Raw genomic sequence first — 17,966 nt, 5'->3', positions numbered from 1 at the left:
CATAACCGTTGTAAACGTGCTCTTCCCAACGCCCCCTTTTTGGCTTGAAAAAGCAATGAATTTTGTCCTGTTTGTTGCTTCCATTTCTATTCTATTTTTAAGTTTCTATTTCCGTGGACTGCCTGCCGTCCGGCGTGAAACAGGGCTTTCATCCCTGCACCCTGTCCGGCAGTCTTGGTACAATCCCGTCTGTCGGGCCTGCCGTCATTCGTTTAGTCAGCCGTGCCGTCATTCCGGCTCTCGCACGGGCAAGACCGATGGCTTGCCTGTCGTCCTGCCCGTTGGAATGGCTATCGGATAGCTTTCATGCCGTCCGGCATTCGTGCCTGCCATGCGGAACGCCGTCATGTGTTCCGGCATTCCTGCGCTCCGTCTTTCAGAACTGCCATCGGGAGCGGATGCCTGCAAACAGGCTTGCGTGACTGATAGCGCAAAGAAGCAGGTTATTCCGATGCACTCTTTTAATGCGGTAGTGTGGGGCATTTGTTGGCAATGTTTGGTCGTGGCGGACAGGGCAATGCTTTGAAAAAGCTACCCTTACTTTGTAAAGGCTTAAATACAAGGGATGAATGGAAAAATCATTGGAGAATGGAAGTTATGGGCGGAACGGCACAAAGCCGTTTTTTTCCGCTCTATCCAATCCCGCCTCAGCGGGATTTTCTGTTCACCCGAACAGAGCAAGTTATGTTTTGAGATGCTCGAAATAAATTCCGCATCTCAAAACCACTTGCCCTTGCAGGGGGCTTGGAAAACACCCTCCGAAGTCGGGGTTTATGATAATTAACTAAAGTTGAGCTCGCTGAAGCTCGGTTATTAATGGATTTAGATATGGAAAACAACAGAACAAACCGAACAAATAAAGTTGGTCGCAAGCCTAAGAAAGACCCTGCCATCCACCGTTATTCGATTAGTCTCAACGACATGGAAAATGCACAGTTCCTTACGCTGTTCGAGCAATCGGGAATGAAAGTAATGGCACATTTTATTACAGCCTGCATTTTTCAGAAGCCAATCAAGACCATAAAAATTGATATGGATGCAGTCGATTTTCATACGAGGCTGACCAATTTTTACAGCCAGTTCAGAGCCGTTGGCGTGAACTACAACCAAATCGTGAAGATACTTTACCGCAATTTCTCGGAGAAAAAGGCATCGGCTTACCTCTTTAAACTGGAAAAACAGACCGCAGAAATGGCGGACTTGTGCCGGAAAGTGATTGAGCTAACACAGGAATTTGAAAAAGAACACCTGCAAAAACACAGATAAGATGATAGCAAAGATTGGCAAGGGTGAGAATTTGTACGGTGCAATTTCCTATAACCAAAAGAAGATTGACAGTGAAAACGGGCAGGTTTTGTTATTGAACAGAATACCCGAAACGTTGGATAATACCTATTCGACCAGTTACCTGCACCAGTGTTTTGAGCCGTATCTGTCCGCAAATATCAAAACGGAAAAGCCTGTGCGCCACATATCGCTGAACCCTGATCCTGCGGATAGGGTCAGCGATGGGCAGTTCGTAAAAATGGCGCAGGAGTATATGGAGAGTATGGGGTACGGCAATCAACCTTATGTTGTTTTCAAGCATACCGATATTGAACGTACCCATATCCATATCGTAACGGTCTGTGTGGGTTTGGACGGGAAGAAGTTACCGGATAGTTACGACCATCCACGTTCGATGGCAATCTGTCGGGATTTGGAGCAAACGTATAACCTCATACCTGCAACGGAAAAACAGCGTACCGGAAACGAGCAGGTATTCCGTCCCGTGGATTACAGAGCCGGAGACGTTAAGAGCCAAATCGCATCGGTGGTGCGACACCTGCCGATGTATTACGGGTACGCAAGCCTCGGAGCGTACAACGCATTGCTTTCGCTTTTCAATATCACCGCAGAGGAAGTCAAAGGGGAATTGCACGGACAGCCCAAAAATGGGCTTGTCTATTTTGCATTGAACGAACCGGGCGAAAAAGCGAGCAATCCTTTTAAGGCATCCCTTTTCGGCAAACAGGCAGGACTGGACGGACTGCAAAGCCAATTCGCAAAGGCTAAAGAGAAAATGAAAGCTGACCCCGTAAGAGCCGTACTCAAAAGCACCATTGAAGTGGCAATGCACACCGCTACAAACGAAACCGATTTTAAAAAGCAATTATTGGAGCAGGGCATCAATACCGTGGTACGGCGCAACGATGAGGGGCGTATCTACGGTATGACTTTTATCGACCACGAAAGCCGTACCGTTTGGAACGGTTCAGCTTTGGGCAAAAACCTATCGGCGAATGTCTTTAACGATTGGTGGAACAGGCAGACGGTTGGACAACGCCAAGAAGCTGAAAAAACGAACGCACAAAATCAGTCATCGACCACAGGCAACACCGTAAAGAAAGAGGAAGCCCATTCACTTTTTAACTTCCTTAATAAAGGACAGCAGACCGACGATTTGTTAATAGACGGATTGGGTGGGCTACTGCCGGAGGCACAGGGCGAAGACTACGAGGAACAGGAATTTGCCAACCGTATGAAGAAAAAGAAGAAACGCAAAAGGCATGGAAGACAATAATAGCTTTTTTGACCATCAAAGACCAGGATTAACATCTGGTCATTGATGGTTTTAGCTTTGAATGCCACGTTTAACAGAGTGGATGGGTTAACCGCATTTGTCAGAATAGATTACAAGCAATAAACATTTCCCAACCACATAAAGAAATAGAAAATTTCGGCTTATTCAATCCTATGTAGTAGTCGTTTTAGGTCTGTCTTAACACCTAATTCATCAAACAGCTTTTTTGATAAGTTCAATGAATTTTGGAAAGCTGTTTTTAAATTGTCGGCGTCCAAATCAGATGTTGTCAATCTAAATGCTGAATACCAATCTTTATCAATGTCTTTTTCAAGACTTTTTGTCGGACTTTCCCAATGATTGGTTTGATTTGTTGCTATTCGGATTAACCAAAGTAAATACTTTTGTACGTTCGACAGACTTTGGTAAGCGTGAGCGTATTCCTCTCGTTTAATCAAATTGTTTGTTGTCAATAATACATTTAGTAATGATTTACTTAAAAGTAAAATGTTTTCATTTGTAGTTCGGTCGGGGAATTTTGTTTTTATTTGATTAAGCGTTTCAGTCAAAAGACCGTTTTTGTCAATTAAGTTCATTTGGTCAAAATCACTGAACGATACAAAACCCTCCCACGATTTTATAACGTCAATCTCATTTACTGTTAAAAAATGAAATTCGCCTCTAATCAGGTTCTCAAAAATGGCAACTTCACTTCCGTATTCATTCGTAAAATATAACGCTGTCGGATAAATCTGATTTACCCACTTTTCGGCAGAAAAATTTTCTTTGCTTTTCAGAAAAATATAAAACTCGATGTCAGAATATTGGTCGCCCTCATTTTTGGTAAACGAACCATACATTAAAACTGCGGAAACATTTTCGTCTTGTTGAGCTATTGATTTGGTTGTATCAATCATTTGTAACTGTGTCATTGTAATAAATTTAAGTTTGTAATAGATTTCTTCATCACTTATGCAAAAGTGATGAGCTATCATTTCTTTTTTGGACAGTTACTTATAGCTTCATTGGATTAAATATTTTAGTTTTTGTTAGGAACAAAGGTACAAAAAATTGCTCTTGATACTCAATAGCGAGTTTTACCTTTTCTGCTTCTACGATACTCAGCCAAACTAAGCCCCCAAAAGCCATCCGACACCGCTTTGGATAAGCCCTTTTAAATAGCCTCTAAATTTCCTGCATCACTAAAATTTTTTGTTATGCAAGGAGAAGACGATTTGAGAGGATTAGCCAAAATCATGGCTTTTATGCGTGCTGTAAGTATTCTTTTGGTACTGATGCACTTTTATTGGTTCTGTTACGGGTTCTTTGCCGAACGTGGATGGACACTGGAAATTATCGGCAAGATACTGACCAATTTCAACCGTACCGCAGGGCTATTTGCCCACACCCTTTACACCAAGATTTTTGCCTTGCTGTTATTGGCGTTAAGCTGTCTCGGCACTAAAGGCGTAAAGAATGAAAAGATAACATGGGCTAAGATTTACACCGCCTTAGTTATCGGTTTTGTGCTGTTCTTTCTGAACACGCCATTGTTAAAGTTGTCGGCAGGGGTTGCCACATCGCTTTATATCCTTACAACGAGTTTGGGTTATATAGCCTTGCTCATGGCAGGGGTATGGATGAGCCGACTGCTCCGCAACAATCTGATGGACGATGTTTTCAATAATGAAAACGAGAGTTTCCAACAGGAAACCCGTCTGATAGAAAATGAATACTCGGTCAATCTCCCAACGAAGTTTTTTTACAAAGGCAAATGGAACAATGGATGGGTTAACATCGTCAATCCTTTTCGGGCTTCGATTGTGCTTGGTACTCCCGGCTCCGGAAAATCCTACGCCATCGTAAACAACTACATCAAGCAACATATCGAAAAGGGATTTGCGATGTATATCTACGATTTTAAGTTTGACGACCTTTCCACGATTGCCTACAACCATTTGCTGAAACATTCCGATAAGTATAAGGTAAAGCCGAAATTTTATGTTATCAATTTTGACGACCCACGCCGTAGCCACCGATGCAATCCGCTAAGCCCTGCCTTTATGACGGATATATCCGATGCCTACGAAGCCTCTTATACCATCATGCTTAACCTTAACAGGTCGTGGATTTTGAAGCAAGGGGATTTTTTCGTGGAAAGCCCAATTATATTGCTTGCCTCAATCATTTGGTATCTGAAAATCTATGAAGATGGAAAGTATTGTACATTCCCCCATGCTATTGAATTGCTGAATAAAAAATATGCAGACGTTTTTACGATACTGACCTCATATCCCGAACTCGAAAATTACCTGTCGGCTTTCATGGATGCGTGGCAGGGCGGAGCGCAAGACCAATTGCAGGGGCAGATAGCATCGGCAAAAATTCCATTGTCACGGATGATTTCGCCACAGCTTTATTGGGTGATGACGGGTGATGATTTTTCACTGGACATCAACAATCCCCAAGAGCCGAAAATCTTGTGCGTGGGCAATAATCCCGACCGCCAAAATATCTATTCGTCCGCTTTAGGGTTGTACAATTCGAGGATTGTAAAACTCATCAATAAGAAAGATAAGTTAAAGAGTTCCGTTATAATAGACGAGTTGCCTACGATATATTTTCGGGGTTTGGATAATCTTATCGCAACGGCACGTAGCAATAAGGTTGCGGTATGTTTGGGCTTTCAAGACTATTCACAATTGATAAGGGATTACGGCGATAAAGAAAGCAAGGTCATCCAAAATACCGTGGGTAATATTTTTTCCGGTCAGGTAGTGGGCGAAACAGCTAAGAATCTAAGTGAACGCTTTGGAAAAGTGTTGCAGAAAAGGCAAAGCATGACTATCAACCGTAATGACAAATCTACTTCTATATCCACCCAATTGGACAGCCTTATTCCGGCTTCCAAAATATCTACCTTGACACAGGGAATGTTCGTAGGGTCTGTTTCAGATAACTTTGATGAGCGTATCGAGCAGAAAATATTTCATGCTGAAATTGTCGTGGATAACGAAAAGGTTTCTGCCGAGACCAAAGCATATAAGAAGATACCGCAGATATTATCTTTTGCCGATGAAAACGGCAACGACAATATGAAGCAGGTCATTGAAGCCAATTACAGGCAGGTCAAAGCAGACATTGTGCATATTGTAGAAAGCGAAATGGAGCGTATTAAGAACGACCCCGATTTACAGCATTTGATCCAGAATAGCAAATAAAAACTTTGAATGAACTTTTTTATTCATAATGTTTTAACGAACAGTATTTTTTATAACTTTGTACCATGAACTATTCAAATACAGCAATGATGGCTAAGCCTTGGAATAACTAATCCAAGTGTTACTTTAGTACACTTCCCTTCTTAGAAGACAATCATCGTATTGCTCTTCCTTTTTTTGTTGTATAACTATTTCATTAATTTTCATGGAAAATAGAAAATGGGTACAGACCTATGTATTTATATGGTCTGGACAATTTATATCTATGTTGACCAGCAATGCCGTTCAATTTTCAATTATTATTTGGTTGAGTTTAGAGCATAGGTCGGCTGAGGTATTGGCTTTTGCAGGGATATCAGGAATGCTCCCACAAGCTATAATAGGGACTTTTGTTGGTGTCTTTATCGATAGATGGAACCGTAAAAAGGTCTTAATAATGTCTGATATTTTTTTAGCACTGTGCGCATTAACGATGAGCATTCTTCTACGAAATGAAACAGCAAATATCAATTGGATTTATCTTATGTTGGGTTTACGTTCTGTTGGAAATGCGTTCCACTCTCCGGCAATACAGACTATAGCTCCACTTCTTGTGCCAAAAAAAGAATTGATTAGGATAGCAGGAATTAATCAAGTAATACATTCGGTGAGTGGAATAGCTGGTCCAGCAATTGGAACTTTAGCTATCACTTACTTGTCTATTTCCACCGTCTTATACTTAGATATACTTGGAGCAATTATCGCCATTGTATCTTTAGTATTTGTGCATATTCCTCACATCAAAACAAATACAAAGCTTTCAATAAGTTACATTTTGAAAGATTGGAAAGATGGTTTCAAGAATGTTTTAGCGAAGAGAGGTTTAGCTCTACTTTTCTTATACGCAATGATGGTTACATTTTTCATTATGCCAACTGCAATTATGTTTCCTCTATTAACAACTGAATATTACAATGGGGGTAAATGGGAAATGAGTGTGATCGAAATTGCTTGGTCTGTAGGAATGCTATTAGGAGGTGCAGTTTTAGGTTTAGCTAAGATAAAAACTAAAAAAATCATTATGGTTAATTCCATGCATATATTATTAGGAGCTTCTTTTCTATTATGTGGCTTGTTACCATCCACATGGTTTATAGGATATGCTGTAATTACCATATTGGCTGGTATTTCACTATCAATATTTTCAGCCTCATTTACAACGATTATACAATTGGAAATCGCTTCTAACATGTTAGGAAGAGTGTTTTCTATGTACTACAGCTTAGCTGTTTTACCATCGGTTGTAGGTTTGTTATTTACTGGTGCATTAGCTGAAAAAATCGGAATATCAAATTCGTTTTTACTCTCAGGTTCGATAACAATACTAATTGGAATAGTTTCCTTTTTATCGCCTATGTTAATGAAAATTGGTAAATCTAAAAGGGATGTCGGAAAAAGTAACATTATAAGCGGTGAAATATCGCAATTAGTTAATAAGAATTAATTTATAATAATCTATACCGTTTAAATGGGATAGATGCAAAAATAGAAAAAAATGACAATCAAGGATATTCAAATACTTGCAGAAGAGCATGGACTGTTATTAACAGAAAATATAAGATTTAATGAAATGGGTATCGACTTTAGGGTAGGTTTCGCTATAGATAATAAAGGACAGAGGTGGTTACTTCGTATTCCTCGGCGGAATGATATGAGTGAACAAATAGATAAGGAAAAGAGAATTTTACATCTTGTAAAAAAACACCTATCTGTTAAAGTTCCCGATTGGAAGATTACATCTCCAAAATTAATAGCCTATCCACTAATTAAAGAAAAACCTGCACTTACGGTTGATGCGGAAACTTATGGTATGGTTTGGAATATGGATAAAGACAGTCCAAACTATATACAATCATTAGCGAAATCTTTAGTAGAGTTACATGATATTACAGAAGAAGAAGTGATTAAAAATCATCTGAAGATTATGAAGCCGTCTGATTTAAGACCAGAGATTGATAATCAATTAAAAACGGTAAAATCAGAAATAGGGATAAGTTCAGAGCTTGAATTACGCTATAAAAAATGGTTAGATAACGATAAACTATGGCCAGATTTTACACAGTTTATTCATGGTGATTTATATGCAGGACACATACTTACCTCACAGGATGGTATTGTCGCAGGAATTATTGACTGGTCAACAGCCCACTTAGGAGATCCAGCGAATGATTTTTCTGGACATGTAACTATTTTCGGAGAGGCAAGTCTTCGAAAGCTAATTACAGCTTATGAAAATCAAGGTGGTAGAACTTGGGGGCAACTTTATGAACAAGCTATAGAACGAGCTTCTGCATCAGCCTTGGCATATGGGTATTTCGCATTAGAAACTAATGACGAAAATCATATTATGGGAGCAAAAGTTCAATTAGGTGTAATCTAATTATTTTTTCACAAATCAAGACGGATTAATTCCGTCTTGATTTTTTCTGTGTATGAATTGCTTGTAATTCATTAGTTAGAATTTTTATCTATTAAATAGAACAAACAATAATTAACAAAATATGAATAATTATTTCAAAGAAATATTCCATAATCTGGAAACGGCAATCAATGAATTGGAAATTGAAGCCGATTGCTCCATACAACGCATAGAAGCCGTTATACATCTGATTTTGGAATGCCTGTCCGAAGTAAAGGAGCGTATCTTAAAAAAAGGGTTTAAGAATGTTGACGAAGAAATCCGCTTTTTTAAATATCAAAAACCCACCATTGTTGCCAAACTCATTTATTACAATGCTATTTACAAAATCGAGACAAAGAAGCCTTATGGTGCAAAGCCCATAAGAAAGTACCTCAATAGAGAGTTGAAAAAACTAAAAAGGTTCTTTGACAACAACCTCGATTTTTATAAGTATTACCGTAGCAACAATTCCTTTCTTGACGAAAGTTTTTTTGTACGTGGCAAACATGATATAAAGCTGTGGTTGGATACTTATTATTTCCAGTCTGACCAGTCCTTTTCCACTTCGCATGATTACAAGGTCGCCAAGATAATAGCCAACGATTTGATACAGGTTTACATCGAAGACCAGTTGTATAACAAATTCCAAAAAGACAAACCGAAAGCCTTTAAAAAATTGAAATGGACGGGTAGCAAAGTGGCGTTGATAGAATTGATTTATGCTTTGCACTATCAAGATGTATTTGACAAAGGGAACAACGACATAAGAGAAGTCGCTCAATATTTTGAAAGCACATTTGATATTGATTTGGGTAATTTTTATCAGACCTATTTGGAGTTGAGAAACCGGAAGATGAACCGTACTAAATTCCTTGATGCGCTTCGAGAGGAACTTATCAAGAGAATGGACGAGCAGGACGAAAAGTAGGGTTTGGGCGTGCCACCGTCTGCATTTTATCCCCATGCCCAGGCTATCGAAAAAATGCAGACGGGTCGGGCTATCCGCTATATCTTTTGCGGATCTGCGAGGACCGCAAAAGGATGTCGCTTCTATCCCTCACGCTGTATGCCGTCCAAAAAACAAAACATTTATTTCCTTTTTGGTTTCCTGTTTTCAAATTCAAAGGAGGTTTCGGCTTTGTCGTTCATGACGATATAGGCATTGAATTTATTGCCCGAATTGCTTTTCATGCCTTTGATAAGGTTGGTCTTTCCTTTGGTCAAAAGACTTTCTATATCGGCAAGGCTTAATGGCACTCCGCAAACAATACGGAATTGAAGCCAACCACAAGCCTCATCGGGGCATTTTACAACTTTGTGCCAAATCAATAGCTGACGGCACTTGCATTTGGGGCAGGTCAGTTCGGGTTGCTTTTCATGGGGAATGCCCGTGTACAAAAGTTCCCGTGTAATGGAAGTGGCATAGGTTTCCATTTCACGCTGAAAAGCACCTGCATCCGCCTCGTCGTTTTCAATTTTCTGCAATGCCATTTCCCATTCGGCGGTCATGGCTACATCGGCAATCTTTTTGTCCTTTACTGCCCCGTAAACCTGCAATCCCTTATCGGTAGGAATAAGGGATTTCTTTTCACGCCTAATGTAATCCCTCTTAAAAAGCGTTTCGATTATGGAGGCTCTTGTGGCAGGTGTACCGATGCCAATGTCTTTTAGGGCTTTCCGTTCGTCCTCGTTATCAATTTCCTTTCCGGCATTTTCCATTGCGGACAACAGACCTGCCTCGGTGTAAAGCACAGGCGGTTTGGTCTTCTTTTCCAGTACGGATGCCTCTTTGATTTTCAGCTCATCGCCGACCTTTAATTCCGGCAGTTCCTGCACAGATTCGCTGTCCTCATCTGTGAATTTTTCTTTGATGCCACGCCAGCCGGCTTCTATGATTTTACACCCTTTCAGTGTAAAATCATAATGTAGAGCCTGCAATCCGATGTCCGTTATTTCTTTGGTACAGGCAGACGAAAGGGCTTCCAACAGGCGGTGCGCAATCATATCATAGATAACATTTTCGTGTGCAGATAGTTCGGACGGTATTTTTTCGGTAATCAGCAGACCGTGGTGGTCTGTGACCTTTACGTCATTCACGATGCACTTATTGAAACGACCCCATTTCACTTTTCCGACCGCTTTTTTGCAGGAAGCCCGTGCTTCCAAATTCCTTACCAGTGCAGGGATTTCCGACCATATATCTTCGGGGATGTACTTGCTCCCTGTACGGGGATACGTGATAAATTTCTTTTCATATAGGCTTTGGGCAATGTTCAACGTTTCCTCGGCAGTATAGGATGCTCTTTTATTAGCTTCTTTCTGCAATCCCGTTAGGTCGAACAGCAAAGGCGGTTGCTCCTTAACCGTGTTACTCTCGACTGTCGTAACGGTAGCCGTTCTATTACGTTGAATGGATTTCAGCGTATCGTCAGCGAGTTTTCTATCATCCCATTTGGTCTTTGACAGGCTCTTAAAGTCTGTAAATTCTTTGCGGTGTTCCAACTGGATTTGAAAGTATTTCTTGACGGCAAAGTCTTTGTTTTCCAAGTACCGCTTACAGATAAGGGCAAGCGTTGGCGTTTGTACCCTACCAAGCGAGTAAACGCCACGCCCTGCCGAAATACTCAATGCCTGCGAGGCATTGATGCCCACAAGCCAGTCGGCTTTGCTCCGCCCTTGTCCGGCACGGTACAGCCCGTCAAAATCGCTTCCGGCTTTTAGGTTTTCAAAACCCTGTTTAATCGCCTTTTCCGTGAGCGAGCTTATCCATAGACGTTCAAACGGTTTACGGCATTTTAGGTACTCGTAAATGTATCTAAATATGAGTTCGCCCTCACGTCCGGCATCGGTAGCCACGATAATACTATCGCATCTGCCGATGACCTGTTCGATAATATTTAACTGTTTTAATGCCCTATTATCGGGAACATAGCTTTTGTCCTTTTTAATCTTTCGTACCGTCAGTAAAAAAGGGTCGGGCAATATGGGCAGGGCTTCCTTTTGGAAGCCCGATACCCCGTAATCTTCGGGCATCGCCAGTCCGACCAAATGCCCCAATGCCCACGTAACTTCATAGCCGTTCCCTGTGAGGTAGCCATCCCGTTTTTCGGTCGCTCCCAACAGGGTAGCTATTTCCCTTGCTACACTTGGCTTTTCTGCAATGATTGCTTTCATGATATTATCTCTTTTAATGGATTATGTGATGAACAATTCTCTTTGAGAAACCCCTTCGTATTCTGTGAAAGGGGATTTTCCAAAGAAAAATGTTTTTTGATGGTATTATCTTCTTACCCCTCTGGATTTAGCCGGAAGGTTGGGGTCATTCTGCCCTTGCTGTTGTGTTTTATTTTTCGGCGTTTGTTGTTCCGGTTTCAGCGGTTCGTTGACGTGCTTGGTTGCTTCGTTGGTTTTCCCGTTGGAATTAACGGCAACTTGTGTTTTGTGTGCTTCGGCAGGCTGTGCCTTATTTTTCAGCGCATTGGGGTTCTTAAAGCTGAAATCATAGTTTCCAGTTTCTTTGTTCAGCGTGATATATCCTTTGTACGGGTTTCCTTTTCCGTCCTTGAAATCCGAAACGTAAATCGTCTTGCCCTCGGTGAGTTGTTTGTACTGTTCATCCGAAAACACTTTGTTGCGGAACATTTTCGGGTCGTTTTCCTGCGCCTGCTTGGGGGCTTTATCTCCAAAAAGGAACTCCGTATATTTTTTGTCGGCGTTGAACTGCACATGGGCATTTTTGTTCGCACTGTTCTTAAAATCCAACCCCTCTAAATAAATGGCTTTCCCATCTTTCAAATCCCGTTTTTGGTCTTCGGTCAACTTTACGCCCTTAATCTCATCGGGTACTTTTATCCTGTCCTGCCGGAATGCGATAACCTCATTCGTTAGGTGGTCGATACTGATAATGGAGGGTATCTTTTCGCCTGTTTTGCGGTTGGTCAGTTCCACCACACGCCCCATGTTTCCGGTTTTGAGCAGGTTTTCCCTGTCTTCTTTGGTAAACTCGTGACCAAAGAAAGGGGCTTTGAGATTGGGTTCGTGGCGCACACCGTACATGACAAATACAGGTTTTCCACTTTCACCGTCTTGGAAACCGAGCCTTGCTTCCGTGCGCATGATAGCTGAACCGAAATTGACACTTATGGGATATACCTTGTTGGTTTTATAACCCTTTAACAGCAAATCCAATTGACCGTCTTTTTCAAGTCTCTCTTTGTTTATACCGAATTGTCCTAAAGTTTGCCAGTCTACATCTTCTGCCTTATAGCGGTACTCGTTTTTTTCCTGCGCCTGCTGTGTTTCCGGTGTCGCCTGTGGTGTTTCCACATCCTTTTTGTTTTCCTGTTGTTGTTCCTTTGGCTCTTTGACCTTATGCTTTGCCATGACAGCCTCACCCTCTTTGGTGGGGGCGTCGACCTGTTTCTGCATTTCTTTGGCGGTTTCGACCGCTTCCTTTGCAGGTACTTTGAAGAATGATAAATGGGTCGGGTCTTTTAGCTGTCGCCAAAAGTTGGAGAAGAAATTGGTGAACAAATCTCCGGCTCTGTCAACCCGCATAAATTGGCTTTGGTTTTTCTTGGTTGCATCAACGGTTTTCAGATTGCCGTTTTCGTCAACACCCGTGACGGCTTGGATTTTCTTTTTCTCCTTGTCCATTACCAACAGCACATCCGAAAGCTGTTCGGAATATTGCTGTGGATTTTCGATTGTCTGTTCGCTCATGATATTGATTATTTAAAGTTTATTCTCCGAAAGTAATCCGTGTAGATACCCAATCTGTTTACCCGCCCTTAGACGGCGGTGTTTGTCTCGGGTTTTCTTTGGTACGCCTTATGGGGGCTTTGAAACTTTCCCTGATGAACTGGTGTACATCCGATAGTTTGTAATACAGTTTTCCGCTAATGGTGTAATACGGTAGCTTGCCTGTGGAGCGGTATCGTTGTAAAGAGCGGTGGCTGATTTTCAGCATGAGGAGCAGGTCTTGGTTGTCCAGTAATTCCTCGCCGTCTATGCTGTGGCGTTCTTTCTTGATGTTTAGGACGTACTCTTTCAAAATGTCAAAGCGTTCCATGATACGTTGCATCCATGCGATAAATTCCATTCTGTCGATGTTCATAATATTTTTTTTAATGATTTCTAACACCACAAAATTGGAGCGATTGGCGCAGGCTGTCGTCCGATACGTGTCTATCAAAAAGGCACTTTTCTCATTTTTTTTCAAATCATGTAAAGTGCTGTTTTTAGGGGCTTTTCGCACTTTTCGGCAATAGCTCGGCATCCAATCCAATGGATTTGCCGATAGACACATATAGGCAAAGGGGCAAAAAAAAGACAGCACCGATTGATGCTGTCCGTTTGCAGGAAAAAGAAGATAAGAATTATGGGTTGTCTTCCCTGTCCATATATTCCTCCAAACTGTATTTGAGTTGGTCTAAAAACAACGTCCGTGAGCCTGCACGGGTTTTCATCCGGTGGAAGCTGTTATGTATATCGTTCAGTGATATACGGAACAGGATTTGGAATACCATGCTGATTTTGCGGATGCCTATTTTCCCCTGCGAAATAGCATCGCAGGCGTAGAGTGCATAAATCAATTCGATAAGGGCATTTTTTGTCTGTGTCCAAAAGAAGTCTTTTGTTTCCTCCTGTTGTAGCAGGACATCGGGGTTTTGTTCGGGGCTTAACTTTGTCGTCAGGTAATTATAGACTAATTCGTTGGCGATGATTTTCGCAACCTTATAATCAAAGTAGGTCGAGAATTTGGTGTCGATTTCAAACACGAAGCTATTCAGCCCGTCATAGCAGTTTATTTTTCCAAGTGTGAAATATTGCTCATCATGGTCGGTTCTACCAGAACGGTAGTAGCGGTAAAAATCGGAATTGCAGACATGTTCGGTATATTCGAGTTTCAAGTCTCGCAGGTGCAAGGCGAAATAGCTCTCATATATTTTTCCATTGCTTGCAGGGCATGCGGTTTCAATCCTGAATATCTTGTTATAATAGATAAGTTTTCCGAGTAAGGTAGGTTTTATCTGTTTAAAGAAAAGGATTTCGTCTTCTTTGGTTTTGAAACCCTCGTTTACAATATCTTCTTTAATGTTACCAAGAAGTTCTTTCAGATAAACTGTCATCTCATAAGCCTCCTCCATAAAATTGGAAGCCTCAGCCGATAATTTTTGCTCCTGTTTCTGTATATCGGAGACGATTTTGTGCAATAGGTGTCTCATAATATTAAAGGTTTATTAAATAAAGCCACTACTCCTACACAAATTTTAACATTATTAATGAGCTTTTTTCATGAGACAGGACGAAGTCAGGAAAGATTTTTTAGTAAAAATTTCTAATTAAATTTTAATGGCTATTCATCTAAGCATTACAAGCGCTCATAATGGATAATTGATGTGTATAAATTTTTCTCAAAAGCAATTCGTTCTTTGTATATTGCGATTTAATCAAGCTGATATGAATGCACAGCAAAAAGCCTTTGCTAGGTTGTTTTTTAAATTGAAGATATATGCTTCAAATGGGAATGAATTTGAAAAATTGTTTACTTCAATCATGAACTATTCATATGATGATTTTCAACAAATAAAACCTTGGGGAAATATAGGTGATAGAAAAAACGATGGATATATAAAATCTTCGGCAACATATTTCCAAGTATATGCTCCAGAAGAAATTAGTTCCTCTTATCCAGATGTTATCAAAAAAATAGCTACAGATTATAATGGGTTAAAAAAGTATTGGAGTCCAATAAATGAATTTTATTTTGTTCTTAATGAAAAATACTTAGGAGTAAATGCTGATTGTGAATTATCCATTAATCAATTGATAAAGAATGAATCTCTGTCAAACGGTGGATTTTTTACACCTAAGGATATGGAGAGATTATTACTTGAACTGGACGAAGACAAAATAACACAGGTTATAGGATTTCTTCCAGAAATTAGTCTTGATTTCATAAACTATTCCATACTAAATGAAGTGATTTCGCAAATAGTGAAGCTTCCTGTGAGTACAAATCTTGAAAGGATAGAGATTCCAGACTGGGATAAAAAGATCGTATTTAATGGGCTAAGTGAGACAAGCAAGATACAACTTAATTGTGGCGCACAACTTCTAGGAAGTCTAAATCAGTATCTTTCAAATGATCCATTTTTGGCAGAAACATTACAACAACAATTAAACGGTTTGTATTCTGAAATTAAAAAGGAGAACATAAATATTGAAGCGACACTAGAGTATCCTGGCGACAAAATATTTATAGAGCTTATAAAAAAATGTCTTCCAAAGGATCAACAGCAATACTTACTTTCAATTCTTACAATACTTGCAAAATACTTTGAGACTTGTGATATCTTTGAAAATCATAATTAGAAATGATACTTCCATCTAAACATTTGAATTTTTCAGCTTCTTTGCTAGGTTTGGGAAGCTATATCCTTCAAAGGGTCAATGATAAACCACTTTCCATTGATGAGATTTGGGAGCAATACAATAATGACATCAAGAATGGGAACTATTATGTGTCACATTCATTTGATAATTTTATTCTCGCAATTATATTCCTTTACGGAATAAATACAATTAAAGAACAATCTGGAATGATTTACAAATGCAATTAATATCATTAAAATCAAATCAAACTAGTTTTAGACCTGTATTATTTAAAAATAAAGTAGGTCTTAATATCATAGTCGCTGAACAGAACATCGAAGAAGCGGACTATAAGAAGAACTCATTTAATGGGGTTGGAAAGTCCTTATTAATGGCTATTATTCAATTTTGCCTTGGGTCTAGTAAAAAAGACAGTTTTAAGAATAACCTATCTGGATGGGAATTTATTCTCGATTTTGAAATAAATGGTAATCGTTATGAATCTTGCAGAAGTGCTGACAAACAGAATATTATACGATTAAACGGAGAGAATTTAAAATTGTCGAATTTTAATCAAAAATTAGGCGAGCTATTGTTCGATATACCAGAAAACACAAGCAGTCTCAGCTTTAGAGCTTTGTTTCCTTTTTTTTATAGGCCAAGACGTGGATCCTTTTTAGATTTCAAGAACCCAAATACCCTAAAAGTGGATTATCAGATTTTATTAGCTAATTCTTTTCTTTTGGGACTTGATATTTTTCTTGTTAAAGAGAAGCAAGAATTGAAGGCTGAAAAAGACAGAATAAAAGACCTTCTTGGTCAACTAAATTCTGATCCAGTTTTAAAAGATTTCTTCCTAGGTGAGCGAGATTCCGAATTAGCTACTCAAGATTTAGCGGAAAGAATTAGCGGGCTAGAAAGTGATCTTTTGTCATTCACTATAGCCGAAGATTATTATGATATAAAAAAGGACGCTGATGAACTTAAAAGAAGCATTTCTAAACTTCAGAATGAAATTTTCTTGCTGGAAAATCAGATTTCGAATATTCAAAGTAGTTTAGAAACGACTCCCGATATAAGTAAAGAGAAAATTATTAAGATTTATGAGGAATCGAGTGTAAATTTTAGTTCGGAACTTAAAAAATCATTAGAAGACCTTAATAATTTTTATTCCCAAATAGCTAAAAACCGTATAAAACGTTTATCCGGTCAAAAACAAGAAATTATAAGAGAGGTAGAACAGAAAAAAGAGTTGTTAAAAAAATCTCACAAACAATTTGATGAAAAACTTCAATATCTTAATGTCCATCAGGCCTTAGACGTTTTTGTTCAACTAACAAATAAGCTATCTGCACTAAAAGCAGAAAAAGAACAAATCGAAAATTATCAGAAACTTTTAAAAGAATATCATTCTACAAAGCTAACAATTGATAAAAAATTTTTAGAGGCTACAGCTAATACAGAAATATACCTAAATGATGTCAAAGATTTTGTGAAGGGGATTAGTGATTTCTTTAGAGCATTAGCGAAGAGTTTTTACCCTAATTCTGTTGCAGGACTATCTCTTAGTAATAATGAGAACGAAAACTCAATTAGGTTTAATTTCGACGCAAAAATCGAGTCTGATTCATCAGATGGGATAAGTAATGTGAAGATTTTTTGCTATGACTTAACTATTTTATTATTGGGTCAGAACCATTCGATGTCAAGTATTTTTCATGATAGTAGATTATTAGACGGAATCGACCCTAGACAAATTGCGACTCTATTTAAGATTGCAAACGAATATATTACTGCAAACAATAAGCAGTATATTATAACAATGAATCAAAATCATATCGATGAGTTGAGAGTTCAGTTGTCCGATAACGAATTTGACACTATTGTTAGTCCCAATATATGTCATATTATAGGGGACGATAAGCCCGAAAACAAATTACTAGGAATTCAGGTTGACATGAAATATGAGGCGTAATTTCTTAATTAATACTTATCTTCTGCCTGATGGCTTCTTTGATATTGAACAAGTTTTGGGAAGGATATTTTTACCTTGCTTTGTTTTTTTTATGAATATATCAGATTGATAAGGACTATCCTTTAACTGATTCAATCGCCTCAAATCTTCCAAAAAAGAGTTCGAGTTCTGTACCAGTGGGTTCACAGAAAAAAGCCACTTGAAAAAGTGGCTTTTTTTTTATGCTTGCAGGTTTCGAAAAGATACATTAGAAATGGAATAACGGATCAGTTTCAAAACCTGTGGACTAAGCAAATAATTTGGTCAATCTAAATAAGAAAAAGTTGACATCTCCTACACCTCTGAACTGACTTCTGAACGCCTTTATCTTAGCATTAAACGATTCTGCTG

The 17,966-nt window shown here is 39.2% G+C and carries 16 protein-coding genes; 11 read left to right on the top strand and 5 right to left on the bottom strand.

What is annotated here, in order from left to right; translation table 11 throughout:
* The 4 genes from GQF63_RS19740 to mobB form a co-directional block, all read left to right on the top strand.
* A partial coding sequence (locus GQF63_RS19740) for a hypothetical protein (protein ID WP_212592663.1) occupies window positions 1-301 on the top strand: 301 nt, incomplete at its 5' end.
* Window positions 302-565: 264 nt separating this feature from the next.
* A complete protein-coding gene (locus GQF63_RS19425) occupies window positions 566-784 on the top strand; it encodes a hypothetical protein (protein ID WP_160370908.1) in 219 nt (72 codons plus the stop codon).
* A 44-nt stretch (window positions 785-828) separates the two neighbouring features.
* The gene (gene mobA, locus GQF63_RS19420) at window positions 829-1,266 is read left to right on the top strand and encodes a conjugal transfer protein MobA (protein WP_160370907.1); all 438 of its coding nucleotides are present in this window, start codon (window positions 829-831) and stop codon (window positions 1,264-1,266) included.
* Window position 1,267: 1 nt separating this feature from the next.
* Window positions 1,268-2,563: a conjugal transfer protein MobB gene (gene mobB / locus GQF63_RS19415; protein WP_160370906.1), complete on the top strand. Its 1,296-nt coding sequence runs from the start codon at window positions 1,268-1,270 to the stop codon at window positions 2,561-2,563.
* 161 nt (window positions 2,564-2,724) lie between these two features.
* On the opposite strand, the gene GQF63_RS19410 is transcribed toward mobB, so the two are convergent.
* Window positions 2,725-3,495: an aminoglycoside 6-adenylyltransferase gene (locus GQF63_RS19410; RefSeq protein WP_149914634.1), complete on the bottom strand. Its 771-nt coding sequence runs from the start codon at window positions 3,493-3,495 to the stop codon at window positions 2,725-2,727.
* A 285-nt stretch (window positions 3,496-3,780) separates the two neighbouring features.
* Between GQF63_RS19410 and mobC the strand changes: the two genes are divergently transcribed.
* The 4 genes from mobC (at window position 3,781) to GQF63_RS19390 (ending at window position 9,152) form a co-directional block, all read left to right on the top strand.
* Entirely contained in the window at window positions 3,781-5,784 is a 2,004-nt protein-coding gene (mobC, locus tag GQF63_RS19405) for a conjugal transfer protein MobC (protein WP_149914633.1), read from the top strand.
* Between the two features lie 205 nt (window positions 5,785-5,989).
* A complete protein-coding gene (locus GQF63_RS19400; protein WP_149914632.1) occupies window positions 5,990-7,267 on the top strand; it encodes an MFS transporter in 1,278 nt (425 codons plus the stop codon).
* A gap of 51 nt (window positions 7,268-7,318) precedes the next feature.
* Window positions 7,319-8,203: an Mph(E)/Mph(G) family macrolide 2'-phosphotransferase gene (gene mph, locus GQF63_RS19395; protein ID WP_045754347.1), complete on the top strand. Its 885-nt coding sequence runs from the start codon at window positions 7,319-7,321 to the stop codon at window positions 8,201-8,203.
* A gap of 121 nt (window positions 8,204-8,324) precedes the next feature.
* Entirely contained in the window at window positions 8,325-9,152 is an 828-nt protein-coding gene (locus tag GQF63_RS19390) for an RteC domain-containing protein (RefSeq protein ID WP_160370905.1), read from the top strand.
* Window positions 9,153-9,313: 161 nt separating this feature from the next.
* On the opposite strand, the gene GQF63_RS19385 is transcribed toward GQF63_RS19390, so the two are convergent.
* The 4 genes from GQF63_RS19385 to GQF63_RS19370 form a co-directional block, all read right to left on the bottom strand.
* Window positions 9,314-11,398 (bottom strand): type IA DNA topoisomerase, encoded by a 2,085-nt coding sequence (locus tag GQF63_RS19385; RefSeq protein ID WP_160370904.1) that lies wholly within the window; start codon window positions 11,396-11,398, stop codon window positions 9,314-9,316.
* A gap of 105 nt (window positions 11,399-11,503) precedes the next feature.
* Window positions 11,504-12,946 carry a DUF3945 domain-containing protein gene (locus GQF63_RS19380; RefSeq protein WP_045754350.1) on the bottom strand — a complete coding sequence of 481 codons (1,443 nt, stop codon included), beginning with the start codon at window positions 12,944-12,946 and terminating at the stop codon, window positions 11,504-11,506.
* A gap of 58 nt (window positions 12,947-13,004) precedes the next feature.
* The gene (locus GQF63_RS19375) at window positions 13,005-13,340 is read right to left on the bottom strand and encodes a helix-turn-helix domain-containing protein (RefSeq protein ID WP_045755552.1); all 336 of its coding nucleotides are present in this window, start codon (window positions 13,338-13,340) and stop codon (window positions 13,005-13,007) included.
* A gap of 262 nt (window positions 13,341-13,602) precedes the next feature.
* Complete coding sequence (locus GQF63_RS19370) at window positions 13,603-14,451, bottom strand: RteC domain-containing protein (protein WP_045754351.1); 849 nt, start codon at window positions 14,449-14,451, stop codon at window positions 13,603-13,605.
* A gap of 235 nt (window positions 14,452-14,686) precedes the next feature.
* On the opposite strand from GQF63_RS19370, the gene GQF63_RS19365 reads away from it, so the two are divergent.
* Genes GQF63_RS19365 through GQF63_RS19360 form a run of 3 tightly spaced genes read left to right on the top strand, consistent with a single transcriptional unit; the run spans window position 14,687 to window position 17,576 of the window.
* A complete protein-coding gene (locus tag GQF63_RS19365; protein WP_052627630.1) occupies window positions 14,687-15,601 on the top strand; it encodes an ABC-three component system protein in 915 nt (304 codons plus the stop codon).
* 2 nt (window positions 15,602-15,603) lie between these two features.
* Window positions 15,604-15,849: an ABC-three component system middle component 6 gene (locus tag GQF63_RS20005; RefSeq protein WP_045754352.1), complete on the top strand. Its 246-nt coding sequence runs from the start codon at window positions 15,604-15,606 to the stop codon at window positions 15,847-15,849.
* Window positions 15,840-17,576, top strand: coding sequence for a DUF2326 domain-containing protein (locus GQF63_RS19360; RefSeq protein ID WP_160370903.1), 1,737 nt, complete (start codon window positions 15,840-15,842; stop codon window positions 17,574-17,576). Before GQF63_RS20005 ends, GQF63_RS19360 begins: the two co-directional genes overlap by 10 nt.
* The last annotated feature ends 390 nt before the right edge of the window (window positions 17,577-17,966 follow it).

The organism is Sphingobacterium humi (assembly GCF_009768885.1).
GTDB classification, from domain to species: Bacteria; Bacteroidota; Bacteroidia; order Sphingobacteriales; family Sphingobacteriaceae; genus Sphingobacterium; species Sphingobacterium humi.
Note: the sequence above shows the minus strand (reverse complement) of the source record. Positions and strands in the feature narration are given on the sequence as shown.